The following is a 15,492-nucleotide window of genomic DNA, read 5'->3' on the forward strand; positions in this document are numbered from 1 at the left end:
GGCCGCAGGATCCGGTGGCGTGCCGGGGCGTGTTGCCGCGGCTCAGTCCCAGAGGGCGCCGAGGGCGAGGAGTTCGTCGCGGTGCTCGATCCGCTCGACCCAGTCGGCCGGCCAGGCGGCGGCGCCGTGGTGGGCGCCGGCGAAGGCGCCGGCCAGGCAGGCGATCGAGTCGGAGTCGCCGGAGGAGCAGGCGCCGCGCCGGACCGCCGCGACCGGGTCGTCGGGGAACAGCAGGAAGCACAGCAGGGCGGTGGCGAAGGCCTCTTCGGCGATCCACCCCTCGCCGGTGATCTCGCACGGGTCGCCGTCCCGCGCGGGCCGGGCCAGCGCCGCGTCGAGCCGGTCGAGGACGGCCAGGCAGTCGTCCCATCCGCGGGCGATGAACTCCTCGGCGGAGTGGTCCTGGGCGCGCGCGGCCAGGTCGCCGAGCCAGAACGCGTCGTAACGGGTGCGGTTGGCGAGGGCGTGCTCGCGCAGTCGGGCGGGCAGCTCGGCCGGGGCGACGCCCTCGGCGAGCCGGCGGACGGTGAACGCGGTGAGTTCACTGGCGGCCAGCGCGGTCGGGTGGCCGTGGGTCAGCCCGGACTGCAGCTGGGCCGCCCCGGCGACCTGGCGGTCGGTCAGCTCGCGGACCAGGCCGAGCGGGGCGACCCGCATGTTGGCGCCGCAGCCCTTGGAGCCGATGTCACTGGCCTCCTGCCAGGGCCGCCCCGGCCTGCTGAGCCGCCAGCAGGACTTCATGCAGGTCATGCCGGGCGCCCGGTTGTTCTCCGGGGAGCGCCACCACTCCACGAACTCCTCGCGCAGCGGCCGCTCCAGGCGCAGCGGGACGAGCGGGCCGGCCGCGAGGGCGGCCTTGAGGGCGCGGGCGAGGGCGAGCGTCATCTGGGTGTCGTCGGTGACCAGCGCCTTCTCGGGGAGCGGGAGTTCGCGCCAGTCGGGGGTGCTCCGGGTGAGCTCGTCCCAGGGGGTGAACTCGGTGGGCTTGCCGAGGGCGTCGCCGATCGCCAGGCCCAGCATCGCTCCGGTCGCCCGCTTCATGTCCCGCCGCCCTCACCGGATCTCGACGATCAGTTCCTCCAGGCCGCGGATCACGTAGCCCGGGCGCCAGACGGGTTCGCTGACCAGCGAGAGCCCGGGGGCCCGGCGCAGCAGTGCGCCGTACGACTCGGTGAGCTCCATTCTGGCGAGCGGCGCGCCCAGGCAGAAGTGGATTCCGGCACCGAAGGTGATGTGCGGGTTGTCGGCGCGGCCGAGGTCGAGGCGGTCGGGGTCGGCGAAGCGGGCGGGGTCGCGGTTGGCGGAGCCGAAGAGCAGGGCGACCTCCGACCCGCGCGGGATCGTCACGCCGGCCACCTCGATGTCCTCCAGCACCCAGCGTTCGAACATCTGCAGCGGGGTGTCCCAGCGCATCAGTTCCTCGACGGCGGTGGGCAGGAGCGCGTCGACGGAGCCGCGCAGCCGGGCGAGTTCGCCGGGGTTGCGGAAGAGCGCCCACCAGCCGTTGCCGGTGGTGTTGACGGTGGCCTCGTGGCCGGCGTTGAGCAGCAGGACGCAGGTGGAGACCGTCTCCTGCTCGCTGAGCACGTCACCCTCGTCGGCGACCTGGGCGAGCCGGCTGATCAGGTCCTCGCCGGGAGCGGCACGGCGTTCGCGGATCAGTGCGCGCAGGTAGTCGGAGAACTCGACACTGGCCCGGACGGCCCGCTCGGCGGTCTCCGGGCCCGGGTTCAGCTCGAACATCCCGGTGATGTCGGCGGACCAGGGCCTCAGCAGGTGCCGGTCGGATTCGGGGACGCCGAGCATCTCGGCGATCACCGCGACCGGCAGCGGTTCGGCGACCTCGGCGATCAGGTCGCCGCCGCCGTCCGCCAGCAGCCCGCCGACCAGCTCGTCGGCGAGCCGGGCGACGGTGGGCCGCAGGGATTCGACCATGCGCGGGGTGAAGGCCTTGGAGACCAGCCGGCGGATCCGGGTGTGGTCGGGGGCCTCCAGGTCGAGCAGCCCGTGGTCGTTGAGGGTGTGGAAGGGCTCGTGCGCGGGGTCGGGCGCGGGCCGGCCGAACTCCTCGTGGGTGAAGCGGTGGGTGTAGGTGCGGCCGAGCCGGCGGTCCCGGAGCAGCGCGCTGACGTCGGCGTACCGGGAGACCAGCCACTGGCCGCTGGGCTCGTACCAGCTGACCGGTGCGTTCGCCCGCAGGTCGGCGTAGGCGTCGTACGGGTGCGCCACGAACTCGGCCGACCACGGGTCGAACGTACCGGTCGCCATCGATCACTCCCTGCTCGTCGGGGTGCCATCGTAGGCACCGGCGACGATCCTCCCGACCAGGGCGGGCAGCGCGGTGGAGATCGGTTGGCGGATCACCTCGACGGCGTCCGCGTCGTACGGCGTGGGTTCGCCGTTGACGACGATCAGCCGGGCGCCGTGCTCCAGGGCGATCCGCGGCAGTGCGGCCGCCGGGTTCACCTGCAGGCTGCTGCCGACCGCGACGAACAGGTCGCAGGCCTTGGCGACGGCGTCCGCCTTGTCGATCACCACGGGGTCGAGCATCTCGCCGAACATCACGGTGCACGGCTTGAGCACGCCGCCGCAGGCCTCGCAGGCCGGGTCGTCCTCGCCGGCGGCGACCCGGGCCAGCGCCGCGTCCATACCGCTGCGCACCCGGCACTTCACGCACTGCACCTCGGTGGCGGTGCCGTGCAGTTCGATCACCTTGCGGGCCGGCAGTCCGGCCCGCTGGTGCAGGCCGTCGACGTTCTGGGTGAGCACCCGCATCGGCACCCCGGAGCGTTCCAGGTCGACCAGCGCGCGGTGGCCGGCGTTGGGCTCGGCGGCGGCCGCACCGATGTCCCGGCGCATCAGCCAGGAGCGGCGGCGCACGTCCGGGTCGGCCAGGTACGGGCCGATGGTGACCAGCTCCTGCGCGCTCGGGTCGCGCTGCCAGAGCCCCTGCGGGCCACGGTAGTCGGGGATGCCTGAGTCGGTGGAGATGCCGGCGCCGGTCATCACGGCGATCAGCGGACGCTTCTGGGTCATGCCCGGACCGTACGGCGCTCCGGCCGCCGGACGCCACCGGAAAAACCCGGTGCGGCGGGCGCCGGCCGGGCGCACACTGACCGGGCGTCCCCCCGAACCGAAGGAGCCCCACTTGCAGGGTGCCGTCACCGTGTCGCCGTCCCAGGTACCGGAGTTGCTGCTGGGTCTGGCCACCGTCCGGCCGGTCTTCCTGTGGGGCGCGCCCGGCATCGGGAAGTCCTCGCTGGTCCGGGAGTTCGCCGACTCGCTGGGCCTGGAGTGCGTCAGCCTGATCGGCACCCAGCTGGGCCGGAGGAGATCGCCGGACGGGACCGGGTCCGCGGGCGGGGCGGCACCGTGCTGCAGCCCGGCGTCGACCTGCTGGAACGGGCCGAGGACTTCCCGCCCGGCGCACCCGTCCTGGTGATCACCGACGGCGAGTGCGACGTGCTGCGGATCCGGCGCGAGCACGCGTACCTGGTGCCGCAGGCCGCCGGCCTGCCCTTCACGCCGCGCGGGCCGGTGTTCCGGATGCGCTGACCCGGCCGGCCGGGCGGGCCAGCGGGGCGAAGGCGGCCAGGTAGAGCAGGCCGCCGACCGGCAGCAGGTCCAGCGTGACGGCGGGCAGCGCGCTCGCCAGGAACACCAGCACCGGGCTCCACCAGGGCAGCCGGCGGACCACGGCGGCGCCGACGGCCAGTGCCAGCAGGCCGACGTACAGCAGCAGCGGGCCCGCCGAGTAGAACGCCGGCACCACCCCGGCGTGCGACTGGATCCGGTCGAACATCGCGTGCTGCTCGGCCTTGTCGGCGGCCGCCGCGCCGACGTACAGGTCGATGCCGGCCTGGCCGAGCGAGCAGGCCACGCCGAGCACGGTCGCGCCCAGCCCGGCCCCGGCGGCGGTCCGTCCCACGGCGGTGCGCGGCCGGATGCGGCGGTGCACCTCGGCCAGGCCGATGCCGAGCAGCAGCAGCCCTGCGAACAGGGCGAGGTGCCCGATCGTCCAACCCGGGCCCGGCTGCCGGGAGCCCGGGACCAGTCGGACCGTGCCGTACAGGGTGAGCAGAAGGGGCGCGGACAGCAGTGCCTTGGTACCCGGGTTCATCGTGAACTCCTCCGGTGCGGTGTCTGGTTCGCTGCCCAGCCTGCCGCCGCCGGGGCACCCTCCGGATCGCCGGTGCCGGTGATCCCCGCCCCTCCCCCGTGCGAGCTAGGGGATCTCCCGGAGGGGTTCTCCCCCATCCGCCGAGCCCGCCACCACCGCCCCCGACTCGTACGCGAAGACCACCGCGTGCACCCGGTCGCGCAACTGCAACTTGGCCAGCACGTTGCTGACATGGGTCTTCACGGTGTGCTCGCTGACCACCAGGTCGGCGGCGATCTCGGCGTTGGACAGGCCCCGGGCGAGCAGCCGCAGGGTCTCCGCCTCACGGGCCGTCAGCTGCTCCAGCAGCCGCGAGGGCGCCCGCGAGGGCTGCGCCGGGCCGCCGCCGGCCGCCCCCCGCCGGGCGGTGAACTCACCGATCAGCCGCCGGGTGACGGACGGCGCCAGCAGCGCCTCGCCGGAGGCGACCATCCTGACGCCGTGCGCCAGGTCGTCCCGCCGGACGTCCTTCAGCAGGAAGCCGCTGGCCCCCGCGTACAGCGCGTCGTAGACGTAGTCGTCGATGTCGAACGTGGTCAGCATGATCACCTTGCAGTCCGGGAACTCCGCGCAGACCCGCCGGGCCGCCTCCAGCCCGTCCATCACCGGCATCCGGACGTCGAGCAGCAGCACGTCCGGGGCGTGCGCGCGGACCGCCTCGATCGCCTGCTCCCCGTCGGCGGCCTCGGCCACCACCTCGATGTCCGGCTGCGCGTCCAGGATCATGCCGAACCCGGCCCGCACCAGCTCCTGGTCGTCCGCGACGACCACCCGAATCGGCATCTCCCGCCCTCTCTCCACGCCCGTTGCCACTACGCCTGCAGGGGCAGCCGCGCCGCCACCCTGAACCCGCGCCCGCTCGGGCCGGGGCCCGCCTGCGCGCTGCCGCCGCAGGCCGCGGCCCGCTCCCTGATCGACACCAGTCCGCGGCCGCCCGACCACCCGCTGACCGCGTCCGTCGGGCCGACCGCCCCGCGGCCGTCGTCACTGACCTCCACCGCCAGCTCCGCACCCGCCCTGGCCACCCGGACGGTCACCCGGGAGGCCTCCGCGTGCTTGACCGTGTTGGTCAGCGCCTCCTGGACGATCCGGTACGCCGCCGCCTGCACGTCCGCCGGCCCGCACTCCTCGATCCGGGCGTCCACCCGGACTCCGGACGCGCGCACCCGCTCGACCACGGCGGGCAGTTCGGCCAGCCGGGGCTGCGGGGCGAGCAGCGGCCCGGCCCCGTCCTCCTTCAGCACCCCGAGCACCCTGCGCAGCTGCACCATCGCGTCGCGACCCGAGTCGGCGATGGTGTCGAAGGTCCGCACCGCCCGGTCCGGATCGCTGCGGACCACCAGCGGACCGGCCTCCGCCTGGATCACCATCAGCGAGACGGCGTGCGCCAGGATGTCGTGCATCTCCCGGGCGATCCTGGCCCGCTCCTCGGCGACCGCCCGGGCCGCGTCGCTGGCCGCGCGCAGTTCGACCTGGTGCGCCCGCTCCGCCTCCACGCTGGCGAGCCGGCGCAGCTCGCGCACCAGCGAGCCGAAGACGAAGCTGCCGACCGAGACCAGCAGGCTGAACAGCGCGCCGCTCGGCGATCGGGTGCCCACGATGTTGCCGACCACCAGGACCGCCAGGGTCAGCAGCCGCTGCCAGTCCCGGCCGCGGTCGGCCAGCGTGTATATCGCGACCACGGCGAAGACCTGCACCTGGGGCATCACCGAGTGGGCCACCACCGACAGCGCCGCGGCGGGAACGGTGCTGGCAAGCAGCACCGCACCGGGGAAGCGCCGCCGCCACGGCAGTGCGAAGGACGAGGAGGCCGCCAACAGGTACACCCACCACGACCACGCCGGTGTGTCGTCGTACACCGACCACAGCGAGACGCCCGCCGAGAACAGCGCCAGCAGGGCATCGGCCACCATCGGATCCACTCGGCCCAGCCGGTCCGAGAGCCACGCTCGCGCCCGCACCGCACGCTCCATGTCCGCCCCTCCCCAGAGCTCCGGGGGACGATCATGCCGTACCACCGGCGCCCGGCACGTCCTCCGGCCGGGGTCAGCCACGGGTGACCGTGACGTCACCGGTCCCGCTGCGGGCGGTGACCCGGCGCGGGGCGGAGGTCGAGCGCTCCACCCCCACCCGCACCTCGCCGGTGCCGGACCTGGCGTCCACGTCGTACGTCCGGCCGGTGGGCAGGGTGACCTCCACACTGCCGGTCGCACTGGTCGCCGTCACCTCGGCGGGAGCGTCCTCGAACGAGGCCCTGACCTCACCGGTACTGCTCTCCAGCCGGACCGCCGACGCCGTCAGCCCCCGCGCCACCACCCTCCCGGTCGAGCTCCGTGCCTCCACCCGGCCCGCCGGCCCGGTGATCCGCACGTCACCGGTCGAGTTGTGCACCGTCACCGCGGTGGCCTCGGGCACCTCCACCCGGTAGCCCACCGAGCAGTCCGAGCAGCGGTAGGACACGGTCAGCGTGCCGTCCACGACCTGGTGGACGGCCTCCGGGGCGCGGCCCCGGTACCGGTGGCGCTCCACCACCGTCAGCGCGCTGCCTCCGCTGACGACCTCGACGTCGCCGGTCGCCCCCTCCACCACCAGGGCCCTTACCGGCCCGTCGACCCCGTACGCGATCTCACGGCGCTGCTCGGGCCCGATCGAGCACCCAGCCAGCACCCCCACCGCCACCGTACCCGCCGCGACCCACACCGATGTCCGCCTCATTGCGCCTGCTCCCACCCGGGCCCGGCCCCTCCGTGCCCACCTCAGCAGGCTCCTCCGCACCCGCCCCGCCCCGGATCCCCCGCCGGAGCCATCCGATCTCCTCCCCCGTGCGGGGGATCAGCGACCGTCACGGCTCTGATCCACCACCCGACCCCACAGCCCCGGACCTCCACTCCGCGAGGACCGTCGGGTCGCTCACCACGACCCGTCCACGACCGACCCGGATCAGGCCGTCGCCCACCAGGTCGCTCAACGCCCGCACCACCGACTCGCGAGAGGCTCCCACCGCTCCGGCCAACTCGTGCTGGGTGATCGACAGCCGGCGGGCCGTGGCGCACTCCGGCGACCCGAGGGTTTCGCCGTAGCGCCGGGAGAGCCGTGCGAGCACGACGGCCGTACGAGTACCGACCGGCAGGGCCCCGAGGTCTCCCCGCTCGATGTCGGATTCCCGGAGCCGGAGGGCGACACAACGCAGCACCGCCAGTGCCAGCCCGGGGTGCACCTCGAGGAGCCCGGTGAACGTGCGCGCGGGGACCGAAACTCCGGAGACCGCCCCCATCGCGCTGGCCGTGGCCGATCGTGGCCCACCGTCCACACAGGACAGTTCGCCGAGCAGTTCACCCGCACCCCGCAAGGCCAGCAGGCTGGTGTAGCCGGTGGCCGACTCCGTGGTGACCTTCACCAGCCCGCGGTCCAGAAGGATGACCCGCTCAGCTGCCTCCCCCTGCCGCATGAGCAGCTCTCCACGCTGCCAGGAGCTCTTGTGCCCGGCAGCCCTGATGATGTGCACCCACCGTGCGGGCACCGTCGATCCGTCCACGCTCAGCCCCCTTCGGGACGTCACCGTAGCCCGACCGACCTCACTCTGCGCCGTTTGACGCAGACTGCCCGACACGGCTCCGGTACCAAGGTGACCAGGCGGCAGCCGAAGCCGGTTCGGCAGCCAGTACCCATGGGAGCCAAGGGCGCCATGAACAGCGATGCGACGACAACCGCCCCGGCAGAAATCCACCAGGACCGGGGATCCAACGGCGACGCACTTGGCGCCGCCTGGCAGATCCACGGCGCTGTCTCGGAGTTGATCGGCCGGGTCGACAGCAAGGCCTCACTCGCGCTGAGTCTCGAATCCGCAGCCCTCGTGGCCATCACTACCCTCACCCAGGCAACCGGTTCGCATCCGAGGCTGCAGCAGACGGCCGCCACGGTGGCGGCCTGGGCCGGAGCAGTCGCGATCGTGACGGCGCTGGTCCTCGCGATCGCGGCGGTCCTCCCTCGTACCGGTTCACCGGTGCAGCCGGGCGACTGGCGGTCCAACATCGTGTACTTCGGTCACCTGCGCCACGGTGATGCCGAGCAGTTGGTCCGCGAGCTGTCCGAACAGGATCTTCTGCCCGCTCTCAGCCGGCAGCTGATCGAGCTCTCGCACATAGCCTGGGCGAAACACCGCTGTGTCCGTGCCTCCCTGGTTCTGGCCGGAATCGGCATCGTCACCGCGACCGCACCGATGATGATGGAGACCCTGGGTTGACCATTCCTGACACCCTGTCGCCCGCCTCAAGAGCCCAGAGAAGGATCCGGTCCATGCCGCCTGCCGCGCCTCCGCACTTGTGGGACATTCCCCCCGAGCAGACGTTATTCGTCGTCGACATCAAGGACTTCAGCAAGGTGCAGGAGCACCGCCAGCCCCGGCTCCGGCTGGCCATGGACAGAGCGGTGGAAGCCGCGTTCGTCCGAAGCGGGCTGGCAACGGAGTGGGACATCACCGCCCGGCACGACCGAGGTGACGGCTTCATCATGGTCCTTCCGCCGGCCCGTACCTGGCGATTGGTGGATCCGCTGATCCGACTGCTCGACGATGAGTTGCGCAGCCACGAGGAGCACCGGGCAAAGGACGATCCGCCCCTGCGCGTGCGGGTGAGCGTGCACGTCGGACCCATGCCTACCAGCAACCTCGCGGATGCCGTCAACGACGCGGCCCGGTTCGTCGACAGCGACGCCGCACGTGTGGGCATCGCCGCGGCGGCCGCCCACGGCAGCTACGCGGCGCTCGTGCTCTCCGACGACATGTACCGCCGGACCGTCCTCGCCGGGCGGAGCAAGCTGCTGCCGGACAGCGACTTCCTGCCCTGGCAGGCCGCCGTTACGGGCAAGGCGTTCCGACGGCAGGCGTGGATCCACGTACCTCGGCTCAGTCCCGCTGTGATCGCCCAGTTCCTGCCTCAGCCGGACGTACCTCGTACGCAGGACCCCGGCCCGCAGGAGGCACCGCCGTCGTCGATCGCCCCTCGGGGGATCCAGGTGTCGGGCAACGTCAGCATCAACACCATGGCGGACCGCATCGAGAACCTTCGGACCCACCAGATCAACCACGCGCCCCAGTCGATCGGTGCGGACACAGGGATCCGCCGCCTGCCGCAGCCCGGAGGGCAGCACCTCCCGTGACCACCGCCGACGACTCCACTCCGGACGACCTGGAGTTCCTGCTCGCTCAGGTCCCTGTGCGGTCCCGTCCGCCCACGGTCGATCCCGCCGAACCGTCCCGCTGGTTCCTCCCGCCTCCGATCGACCCCCGGGTGCGACTTCCTCCCCAGGCGAACGCCGTCCCTTCGCAGGTCAATATCGACGTACTCGCCAATACCGTCGAGAACCTCCACCAGGAGACCCGCAGGCGGGACACCCTGGAAGGGACGCTCCTGAACCGCCGTGAGCTGGAGGATTGGCAGTACTTCGTCGAACCGGAGGAGTGGCGTCAGTCCTGGGCCGACGGTCGTGACGCACTCCGAGCGGAGGATCGGCGCATCCTGCTGATCGTCGGACGTCGAGGCCATGGCGTCACAACGTTCGCGCGGCACCTGAGTGCCCGCCACGCTTCCCGCGGGTCCACCTTGCTGGATCTGGAGACGGACTGGGAGAAGCCGTCCGTCGGACGGTTTCCGCTCGGCCGTGGGCACACCTATCTGCTGGAGCTGAAGGACCCCGACAACGACCGGATCGACAGCACTTTCCTCGAACGGCTGTCCGACTTCTCGTCCAGGCTCCGTCAGGCTGACTCACGGCTGGTGGCAACCGTCACCGACATCCTGTGGAAGGGACACCACAACTGGGCCGGTGCGGGCGTCACCGTGGTTCGCCTTCCCGCGGCACCCGATGCGCAGCAACTCGTCGAGCACCACCTGAAAGCCAGAGGCCTGGCATCGCTGATCCCCTACGTCCAGTCGCCAACGGCGCGGGCCTCCATCCGCGGGCGCAACGCCGTCGAAGCCATGCGGTCCGTGGAGACGGTCATCCGGCAGTGGGTCGATCACCAGAAAGGAACATCGGACCGTCAGGTCACGGTCGTTCCGGGTCAGCTCAGTCGTCCGTACCGCCTGGAGAACTCGGCCCTCGCAGACCAGCCCGTCGACGACCTTCAGACCAGGATCGAGCAGGCCCTGACGGACTGGAGGGAGAGCTTCGACGTTCTGTTCAACGAACCCGGCCTCACGACAGCCGCGAAGGAGCGGCCCCTCTCGCTGCCGAATCGCTGCCTGCTCCTCAGCCTCGCCGTCCATCAGGCGGGCCCTGCCGCCTGGATCGGCAGCGACGCACAGGCCCTGGAAGCAGCCGTCGGGGGCCCGCCCGGCAGCTCCGGCGCGACCGGCCCGGCCGGTGTCGCCGCCATCTTCGCCGGGCAGGGCCTGCGTCCCCGGCTGACCGCTCTCGGCGCCGAGGTCGATCTGCAGGACCAGGTCGTCTACGACCGCCCCGGATATGCGGAAGCTGCACTCGTCTACGTCTGGGACAACTTCCCACCGATGCGCACCGTGCTGCTCGACTGGCTGGTCAACCTCCCTGTGCGCGAGTACTCGGGCGGTGACCCAGCCGTGCGGGCCCTCTCGGCCCTGATCCTGCGCCACAAGGATCCGAAGCACCTGGACGACCTCCGGGAGCGGACCCTGAAAGCCGGCCGAGGGCAGGTCCTGGCCGCCGTCACCGAACGAGCGCTTGGCGACGGACACATGAGCAGCGGCACCTGGCAGTTGCTCGGGAGGTGGGCGAAGCTGCTCACGCCGGTCCGCGCGGTGGTCGCAGACATCTGCCGCTCGGTCCTGACGGACGACAGCAGTTCCCAGGCCGAGCGGCGGATGGCGATGACCCGGCTTCGCAGCCTGGCCCGCACGGAGAGCACCGTCGTCGATCACCAGGTCCTTCCGGTGTACGACGCCTTGGCGAAGCGGCCCGAGAGCCGGCTTCTGCTGGTGCGTGAGGTCGAGAACTGGCTGGTCCGCGAAGGGTCGCCAGCCGCCGGCCGGCTGGCGCTGCTCGCGCTGATGCCCTGTACGGAGGCCGGCCACCCGTGGCTGTACACGCCGTCCTGCCCCCTCCCGCACGCCCGGGTCCAGGAAGGCCTGCGGGAGTTGTTCAGCTCCAAGGCCCAGCGGGCGGAGGGGGTCGAGCGGGCGGCCGGATGGCTGCGCGCTTCCGTTGAGGACAGCGCGACCGCCGAGCTCGTCCTGGACGGGCTGGCATCCGCACTGCGCGGAGAAGCCCAGGGCCATGCCGCCCTGGAGCTTCTCCAAGCCGTACGCGACCTGTACCTTCCGGACAGCTGCCGCGCCTCGGACCGTCTGCTCGACCACATCGGACGCGGGAACGCCGCAGGGCGGCCACCCCGTGTGGGGTGACCGCCCTGCGGTTCAGGAGCGTCCGACTCAGCCGGTGTACGGGCCGTAGTCGTAGTCGTCCAGCGGGACCGCCTGGCCGGAGCCGGCGCCGAAGGGCGACAGGTCGTAGTCGTCGTAGCCGACGGCCGAGTACATGGCGGCCTTGGCCTCCTCGGTCGGCTCGACCCGGATGTTGCGGTAGCGGGGCAGACCCGTACCGGCCGGGATGAGCTTACCGAGGATGACGTTCTCCTTGAGGCCCAGCAGCGGGTCCGACTTGGCGTGGATCGCCGCGTCGGTGAGGACCCGGGTCGTCTCCTGGAAGGAGGCGGCCGACAGCCAGGACTCGGTGGCCAGCGAGGCCTTGGTGATACCCATCAGCTGCGGACGGCCGGAGGCGGGGTGACCGCCCTCGGAGACCACGCGACGGTTCTCGGTCTCGAAGCGGCCGCGCTCGACGAGCTCGCCCGGGAGCAGCTCGGCGTCGCCCGACTCGATGATCGTCACGCGGCGGAGCATCTGCCGGATGATGATCTCGATGTGCTTGTCGTGGATCGACACGCCCTGCGAGTTGTAGACCTTCTGGACCTCGGCCACCAGGTGGATCTGGACGGCACGCTGGCCCATGATGCGCAGGACGTCGTGCGGGTTGGTCGCACCGACGGTCAGCTTCTGGCCGACCTCGACCGCCTCGCCCTCGCTGACGAGCAGCTTGACGCGCTTGGAGACCGGGTAGGCGATCTCGTCGCTGCCGTCGTCGGGGGTGACGACGAGCTTGCGGGTCTTCTCGGTGTCCTCGATCCGGACGCGGCCCTGGGCCTCCGAGATCGGGGCCACACCCTTGGGGGTACGGGCCTCGAAGAGCTCGACGACACGGGGCAGACCCTGGGTGATGTCGTCACCGGCCACACCACCGGTGTGGAAGGTGCGCATGGTGAGCTGGGTGCCGGGCTCACCGATGGACTGGGCGGCGATGATGCCGACCGCCTCACCGATGTCGACCAGCTTGCCGGTGGCCAGCGAGCGGCCGTAGCACATGGCGCAGGTGCCGACCGCCGACTCACAGGTGAGGATCGAGCGGGTCTTGACCTCGCTGATGTCGTGCCGGATCAGCTCGTCGATCAGCACGTCACCGAGGTCGGTGTTGGCGGTGGCGAGGAGCTTGCCGTCCACCGTGATGTCCTCGGCGAGCATGCGGGCGTAGACGCTGGTCTCGACGTCGTCGGCCTTGCGCAGCACGCCGTCGGCGCCCACGGAGCCGATCGACAGCTTGAGGCCGCGCTCGGTGCCGCAGTCCTCCTCGCGAATGATGACGTCCTGGGAGACGTCGACCAGACGACGGGTGAGGTAGCCGGAGTCGGCGGTGCGCAGGGCGGTGTCGGCGAGACCCTTACGGGCACCGTGGGTGGAGATGAAGTACTCCAGCACGGAGAGACCCTCACGGAACGACGCCTTGATGGGGCGCGCGATGGTCTCGTTCTTCGCGTTCGACACCAGACCGCGCATACCGGCGATCTGACGCATCTGCATCATGTTTCCACGAGCACCCGAGTCGACCATCATGAAGATGGGGTTGGTCTTCGGGAAGTTCGCGGCCATGGCCTCGGCGACCTCGTTGGTCGCGCGGGTCCAGATGCCGACCAGCTCGGACTTGCGCTCGTTGTCCGTGATCAGACCGCGCTCGTACTGCTTCTGGACCTTCTCGGCCTGCGCCTCGTAGCCCTCGAGGATCGCGGGCTTGCTCGGCGGGACGATGACGTCCGAGATCGAGACGGTGACGCCGGAACGGGTCGACCAGTGGAAGCCGGCCGCCTTCAGGTTGTCCAGCGTCGCGGCGACGACGACCTTGGGGTAGCGCTCGGCCAGGTCGTTGACGATGGCCGAGAGCTGCTTCTTGCCGACCTCGTAGTCGACGAACGGGTAGTCCTCGGGCAGCAGCTCGTTGAAGAGCGCGCGGCCCAGGGTCGTGGTGATGCGGAAGGGCTCACCCTCGAACCAGGTCGGCTGCCCGTCCTCGTCGACCGGGGCGACCCAGCCGCGCGGCGGCACGGTGCCGGCCGGCATCCGCAGGTCGATCGGGGCCTGGACGTCCAGCTCGCGGGCGTCGAAGGCCATGATCGCCTCGGCGGTGGAGGAGAAGGAGCGGCCACCGCCCTTCACCTCCTCGCGGTCCGAGGTGAGGAAGAACAGACCGAGCACCATGTCCTGGGTCGGCATGGTGACCGGACGGCCGTCGGCCGGCTTGAGGATGTTGTTCGAGGACAGCATCAGGATGCGGGCCTCGGCCTGCGCCTCCGCGGAGAGCGGCAGGTGGACGGCCATCTGGTCACCGTCGAAGTCCGCGTTGAACGCGGTGCAGACGAGCGGGTGGATCTGGATGGCCTTGCCCTCGACCAGCTGCGGCTCGAAGGCCTGGATGCCGAGGCGGTGCAGGGTGGGCGCACGGTTCAGCAGGACCGGGTGCTCGGCGATGACCTCTTCGAGGACGTCCCACACGACCGGACGGGCGCGCTCGACCATGCGCTTGGCCGACTTGATGTTCTGCGCGTGGTTCAGGTCGACCAGGCGCTTCATCACGAACGGCTTGAAGAGCTCCAGCGCCATCGCCTTGGGCAGGCCGCACTGGTGCAGCTTGAGCTGCGGGCCGACGACGATGACCGAACGGGCCGAGTAGTCGACTCGCTTGCCGAGCAGGTTCTGACGGAAACGGCCCTGCTTGCCCTTGAGCATGTCGGACAGCGACTTCAGCGGACGGTTGCCGGGGCCCGTGACCGGGCGACCACGACGGCCGTTGTCGAAGAGCGCGTCAACGGCCTCCTGGAGCATGCGCTTCTCGTTGTTCACGATGATCTCGGGGGCACCGAGGTCGAGGAGGCGCTTCAGGCGGTTGTTGCGGTTGATCACGCGGCGGTACAGGTCGTTCAGGTCGGAGGTCGCGAAGCGGCCACCGTCCAGCTGCACCATCGGACGCAGGTCCGGCGGGATCACCGGGACGCAGTCGAGCACCATGCCCTTGGGCTTGTTGCTGGTCTGCAGGAAGGCGGAGACGACCTTGAGGCGCTTGAGCGCACGGGTCTTCTTCTGGCCCTTGCCGGTGCGGATGATCTCGCGGAGGCGCTCGGCCTCCTCGGCGAGGTCGAAGCTCTCCAGGCGGTCCTTGAGCGCGGCGGCACCCATGGAGCCCGAGAAGTACGTGCCGAAACGGTCACGCAGCTCGCGGTAGAGGAGCTCGTCGCCCTCCAGGTCCTGGACCTTGAGGTTCTTGAAGCGCGCCCAGACCTCGTCCAGGCGGTCGATCTCGCGCTGGGTGCGGTCGCGGAGCTGCTTCATCTCGCGCTCGGCGCCCTCGCGGACCTTGCGGCGGACGTCGGCCTTGGCGCCCTCCGCCTCCAGCTCGGCCAGGTCGGTCTCGGCCTTCTTGGCGCGGGCCTCGAGGTCGGCGTCGCGGCGGTTCTCGATCTGCTGGCGCTCGACCGAGATGTGCGCCTCGAGGGACGGCAGGTCGCGCTGACGGCGCTCGTCGTCCACCCAGGTGATCATGTAGGCGGCGAAGTAGATGACCTTCTCGAGGTCCTTCGGCGCCAGGTCGAGCAGGTAGCCCAGGCGGGACGGGACACCCTTGAAGTACCAGATGTGGGTGACCGGGGCGGCCAGCTCGATGTGGCCCATCCGCTCGCGGCGGACCTTGGCGCGAGTGACCTCGACGCCGCAGCGCTCGCAGATGATGCCCTTGAAGCGGACGCGCTTGTACTTACCGCAGTAGCACTCCCAGTCCCGGGTCGGGCCGAAGATCTTCTCGCAGAAGAGGCCGTCCTTTTCGGGCTTCAGGGTGCGGTAGTTGATGGTCTCCGGCTTCTTGACCTCGCCGTGGGACCACTGGCGGATGTCGTCGGCGGTGGCCAGGCCGATGCGGAGCTCGTCGAAGAAGTTGACGTCAAGCACTGGTCGTCAAGCCCTCTTTCGTGAATCGAGAGT

General features: G+C 71.2%; 12 protein-coding genes and 2 pseudogenes. 5 read left to right on the top strand and 9 right to left on the bottom strand.

What is annotated here, in order from left to right; genetic code table 11:
• Nucleotides 1-42: 42 nt before the first annotated feature.
• Genes ABEB06_RS16380 through ABEB06_RS16390 form a run of 3 tightly spaced genes read right to left on the bottom strand, consistent with a single transcriptional unit; the run spans nt 43 to nt 3,036 of the window.
• The gene (locus ABEB06_RS16380) at nt 43-1,041 is read right to left on the bottom strand and encodes an ADP-ribosylglycohydrolase family protein (protein ID WP_345697597.1); all 999 of its coding nucleotides are present in this window, start codon (nt 1,039-1,041) and stop codon (nt 43-45) included.
• 12 nt (nt 1,042-1,053) lie between these two features.
• Entirely contained in the window at nt 1,054-2,268 is a 1,215-nt protein-coding gene (locus tag ABEB06_RS16385; protein ID WP_345697598.1) for a cytochrome P450, read from the bottom strand.
• A 3-nt stretch (nt 2,269-2,271) separates the two neighbouring features.
• Complete coding sequence (locus ABEB06_RS16390) at nt 2,272-3,036, bottom strand: SIR2 family NAD-dependent protein deacylase (protein ID WP_345697599.1); 765 nt, start codon at nt 3,034-3,036, stop codon at nt 2,272-2,274.
• A 112-nt stretch (nt 3,037-3,148) separates the two neighbouring features.
• Here ABEB06_RS16390 and ABEB06_RS16395 point away from each other — a divergent pair.
• Nucleotides 3,149-3,357, top strand: a pseudogene (locus ABEB06_RS16395) (AAA family ATPase); the annotation flags it as partial.
• Nucleotides 3,331-3,555 (top strand): annotated as a pseudogene (locus tag ABEB06_RS16400) (DUF2201 family putative metallopeptidase); the annotation flags it as partial. The pseudogenes ABEB06_RS16395 and ABEB06_RS16400, both read left to right, overlap by 27 nt.
• Here ABEB06_RS16400 and ABEB06_RS16405 read toward each other — a convergent pair.
• From ABEB06_RS16405 to ABEB06_RS16425, 5 genes are all read right to left on the bottom strand, one after another.
• Nucleotides 3,521-4,120 carry a hypothetical protein gene (locus ABEB06_RS16405; protein ID WP_345697600.1) on the bottom strand — a complete coding sequence of 200 codons (600 nt, stop codon included), beginning with the start codon at nt 4,118-4,120 and terminating at the stop codon, nt 3,521-3,523. The pseudogene ABEB06_RS16400 and the gene ABEB06_RS16405 sit on opposite strands and share 35 nt — an antisense overlap.
• A gap of 105 nt (nt 4,121-4,225) precedes the next feature.
• On the bottom strand, nt 4,226-4,942 hold the full coding sequence (locus ABEB06_RS16410; RefSeq protein ID WP_345697601.1) for a response regulator: 717 nt from the start codon (nt 4,940-4,942) through the stop codon (nt 4,226-4,228).
• Between the two features lie 29 nt (nt 4,943-4,971).
• On the bottom strand, nt 4,972-6,132 hold the full coding sequence (locus ABEB06_RS16415; RefSeq protein WP_345697602.1) for a sensor histidine kinase: 1,161 nt from the start codon (nt 6,130-6,132) through the stop codon (nt 4,972-4,974).
• A 73-nt stretch (nt 6,133-6,205) separates the two neighbouring features.
• A complete protein-coding gene (locus ABEB06_RS16420) occupies nt 6,206-6,874 on the bottom strand; it encodes a DUF4097 family beta strand repeat-containing protein (RefSeq protein ID WP_345697603.1) in 669 nt (222 codons plus the stop codon).
• Between the two features lie 127 nt (nt 6,875-7,001).
• Nucleotides 7,002-7,694 (bottom strand): Crp/Fnr family transcriptional regulator, encoded by a 693-nt coding sequence (locus ABEB06_RS16425; RefSeq protein ID WP_345697604.1) that lies wholly within the window; start codon nt 7,692-7,694, stop codon nt 7,002-7,004.
• A gap of 132 nt (nt 7,695-7,826) precedes the next feature.
• Here ABEB06_RS16425 and ABEB06_RS16430 point away from each other — a divergent pair, with 132 nt between their 5' ends.
• The 3 genes from ABEB06_RS16430 to ABEB06_RS16440 are packed head-to-tail and all read left to right on the top strand — an operon-like array spanning nt 7,827 to nt 11,538.
• Nucleotides 7,827-8,402 (top strand): Pycsar system effector family protein, encoded by a 576-nt coding sequence (locus tag ABEB06_RS16430; RefSeq protein ID WP_345697605.1) that lies wholly within the window; start codon nt 7,827-7,829, stop codon nt 8,400-8,402.
• A 53-nt stretch (nt 8,403-8,455) separates the two neighbouring features.
• The gene (locus ABEB06_RS16435) at nt 8,456-9,316 is read left to right on the top strand and encodes a nucleotidyl cyclase domain-containing protein (protein WP_345697606.1); all 861 of its coding nucleotides are present in this window, start codon (nt 8,456-8,458) and stop codon (nt 9,314-9,316) included.
• Nucleotides 9,313-11,538, top strand: coding sequence for a hypothetical protein (locus ABEB06_RS16440; RefSeq protein ID WP_345697607.1), 2,226 nt, complete (start codon nt 9,313-9,315; stop codon nt 11,536-11,538). The genes ABEB06_RS16435 and ABEB06_RS16440 overlap by 4 nt, the downstream gene beginning before the upstream one ends.
• A 27-nt stretch (nt 11,539-11,565) precedes the next feature.
• Here the strand turns inward: ABEB06_RS16440 and ABEB06_RS16445 are convergent, their stop codons facing one another.
• Entirely contained in the window at nt 11,566-15,459 is a 3,894-nt protein-coding gene (locus ABEB06_RS16445; protein WP_345697608.1) for a DNA-directed RNA polymerase subunit beta', read from the bottom strand.
• Between the last annotated feature and the right edge of the window lie 33 nt (nt 15,460-15,492).

This window comes from Kitasatospora terrestris, assembly GCF_039542905.1.
Taxonomy (GTDB): Bacteria; Actinomycetota; Actinomycetes; order Streptomycetales; family Streptomycetaceae; genus Kitasatospora; species Kitasatospora terrestris.

Coding starts and splice junctions, on each gene's coding strand:
- ABEB06_RS16385 (WP_345697598.1), bottom strand. CDS start 2,268: ATGGCGACCGGTACGTTCGACCCGTGGTCGGCCGAGTTCGTGGCGCAC.
- ABEB06_RS16390 (WP_345697599.1), bottom strand. CDS start 3,036: ATGACCCAGAAGCGTCCGCTGATCGCCGTGATGACCGGCGCCGGCATC.
- ABEB06_RS16410 (WP_345697601.1), bottom strand. CDS start 4,942: ATGCCGATTCGGGTGGTCGTCGCGGACGACCAGGAGCTGGTGCGGGCC.
- ABEB06_RS16420 (WP_345697603.1), bottom strand. CDS start 6,874: ATGAGGCGGACATCGGTGTGGGTCGCGGCGGGTACGGTGGCGGTGGGG.
- ABEB06_RS16405 (WP_345697600.1), bottom strand. CDS start 4,120: ATGAACCCGGGTACCAAGGCACTGCTGTCCGCGCCCCTTCTGCTCACC.
- ABEB06_RS16415 (WP_345697602.1), bottom strand. CDS start 6,132: ATGGAGCGTGCGGTGCGGGCGCGAGCGTGGCTCTCGGACCGGCTGGGC.
- ABEB06_RS16435 (WP_345697606.1), top strand. CDS start 8,456: ATGCCGCCTGCCGCGCCTCCGCACTTGTGGGACATTCCCCCCGAGCAG.
- ABEB06_RS16430 (WP_345697605.1), top strand. CDS start 7,827: ATGGGAGCCAAGGGCGCCATGAACAGCGATGCGACGACAACCGCCCCG.
- ABEB06_RS16380 (WP_345697597.1), bottom strand. CDS start 1,041: ATGAAGCGGGCGACCGGAGCGATGCTGGGCCTGGCGATCGGCGACGCC.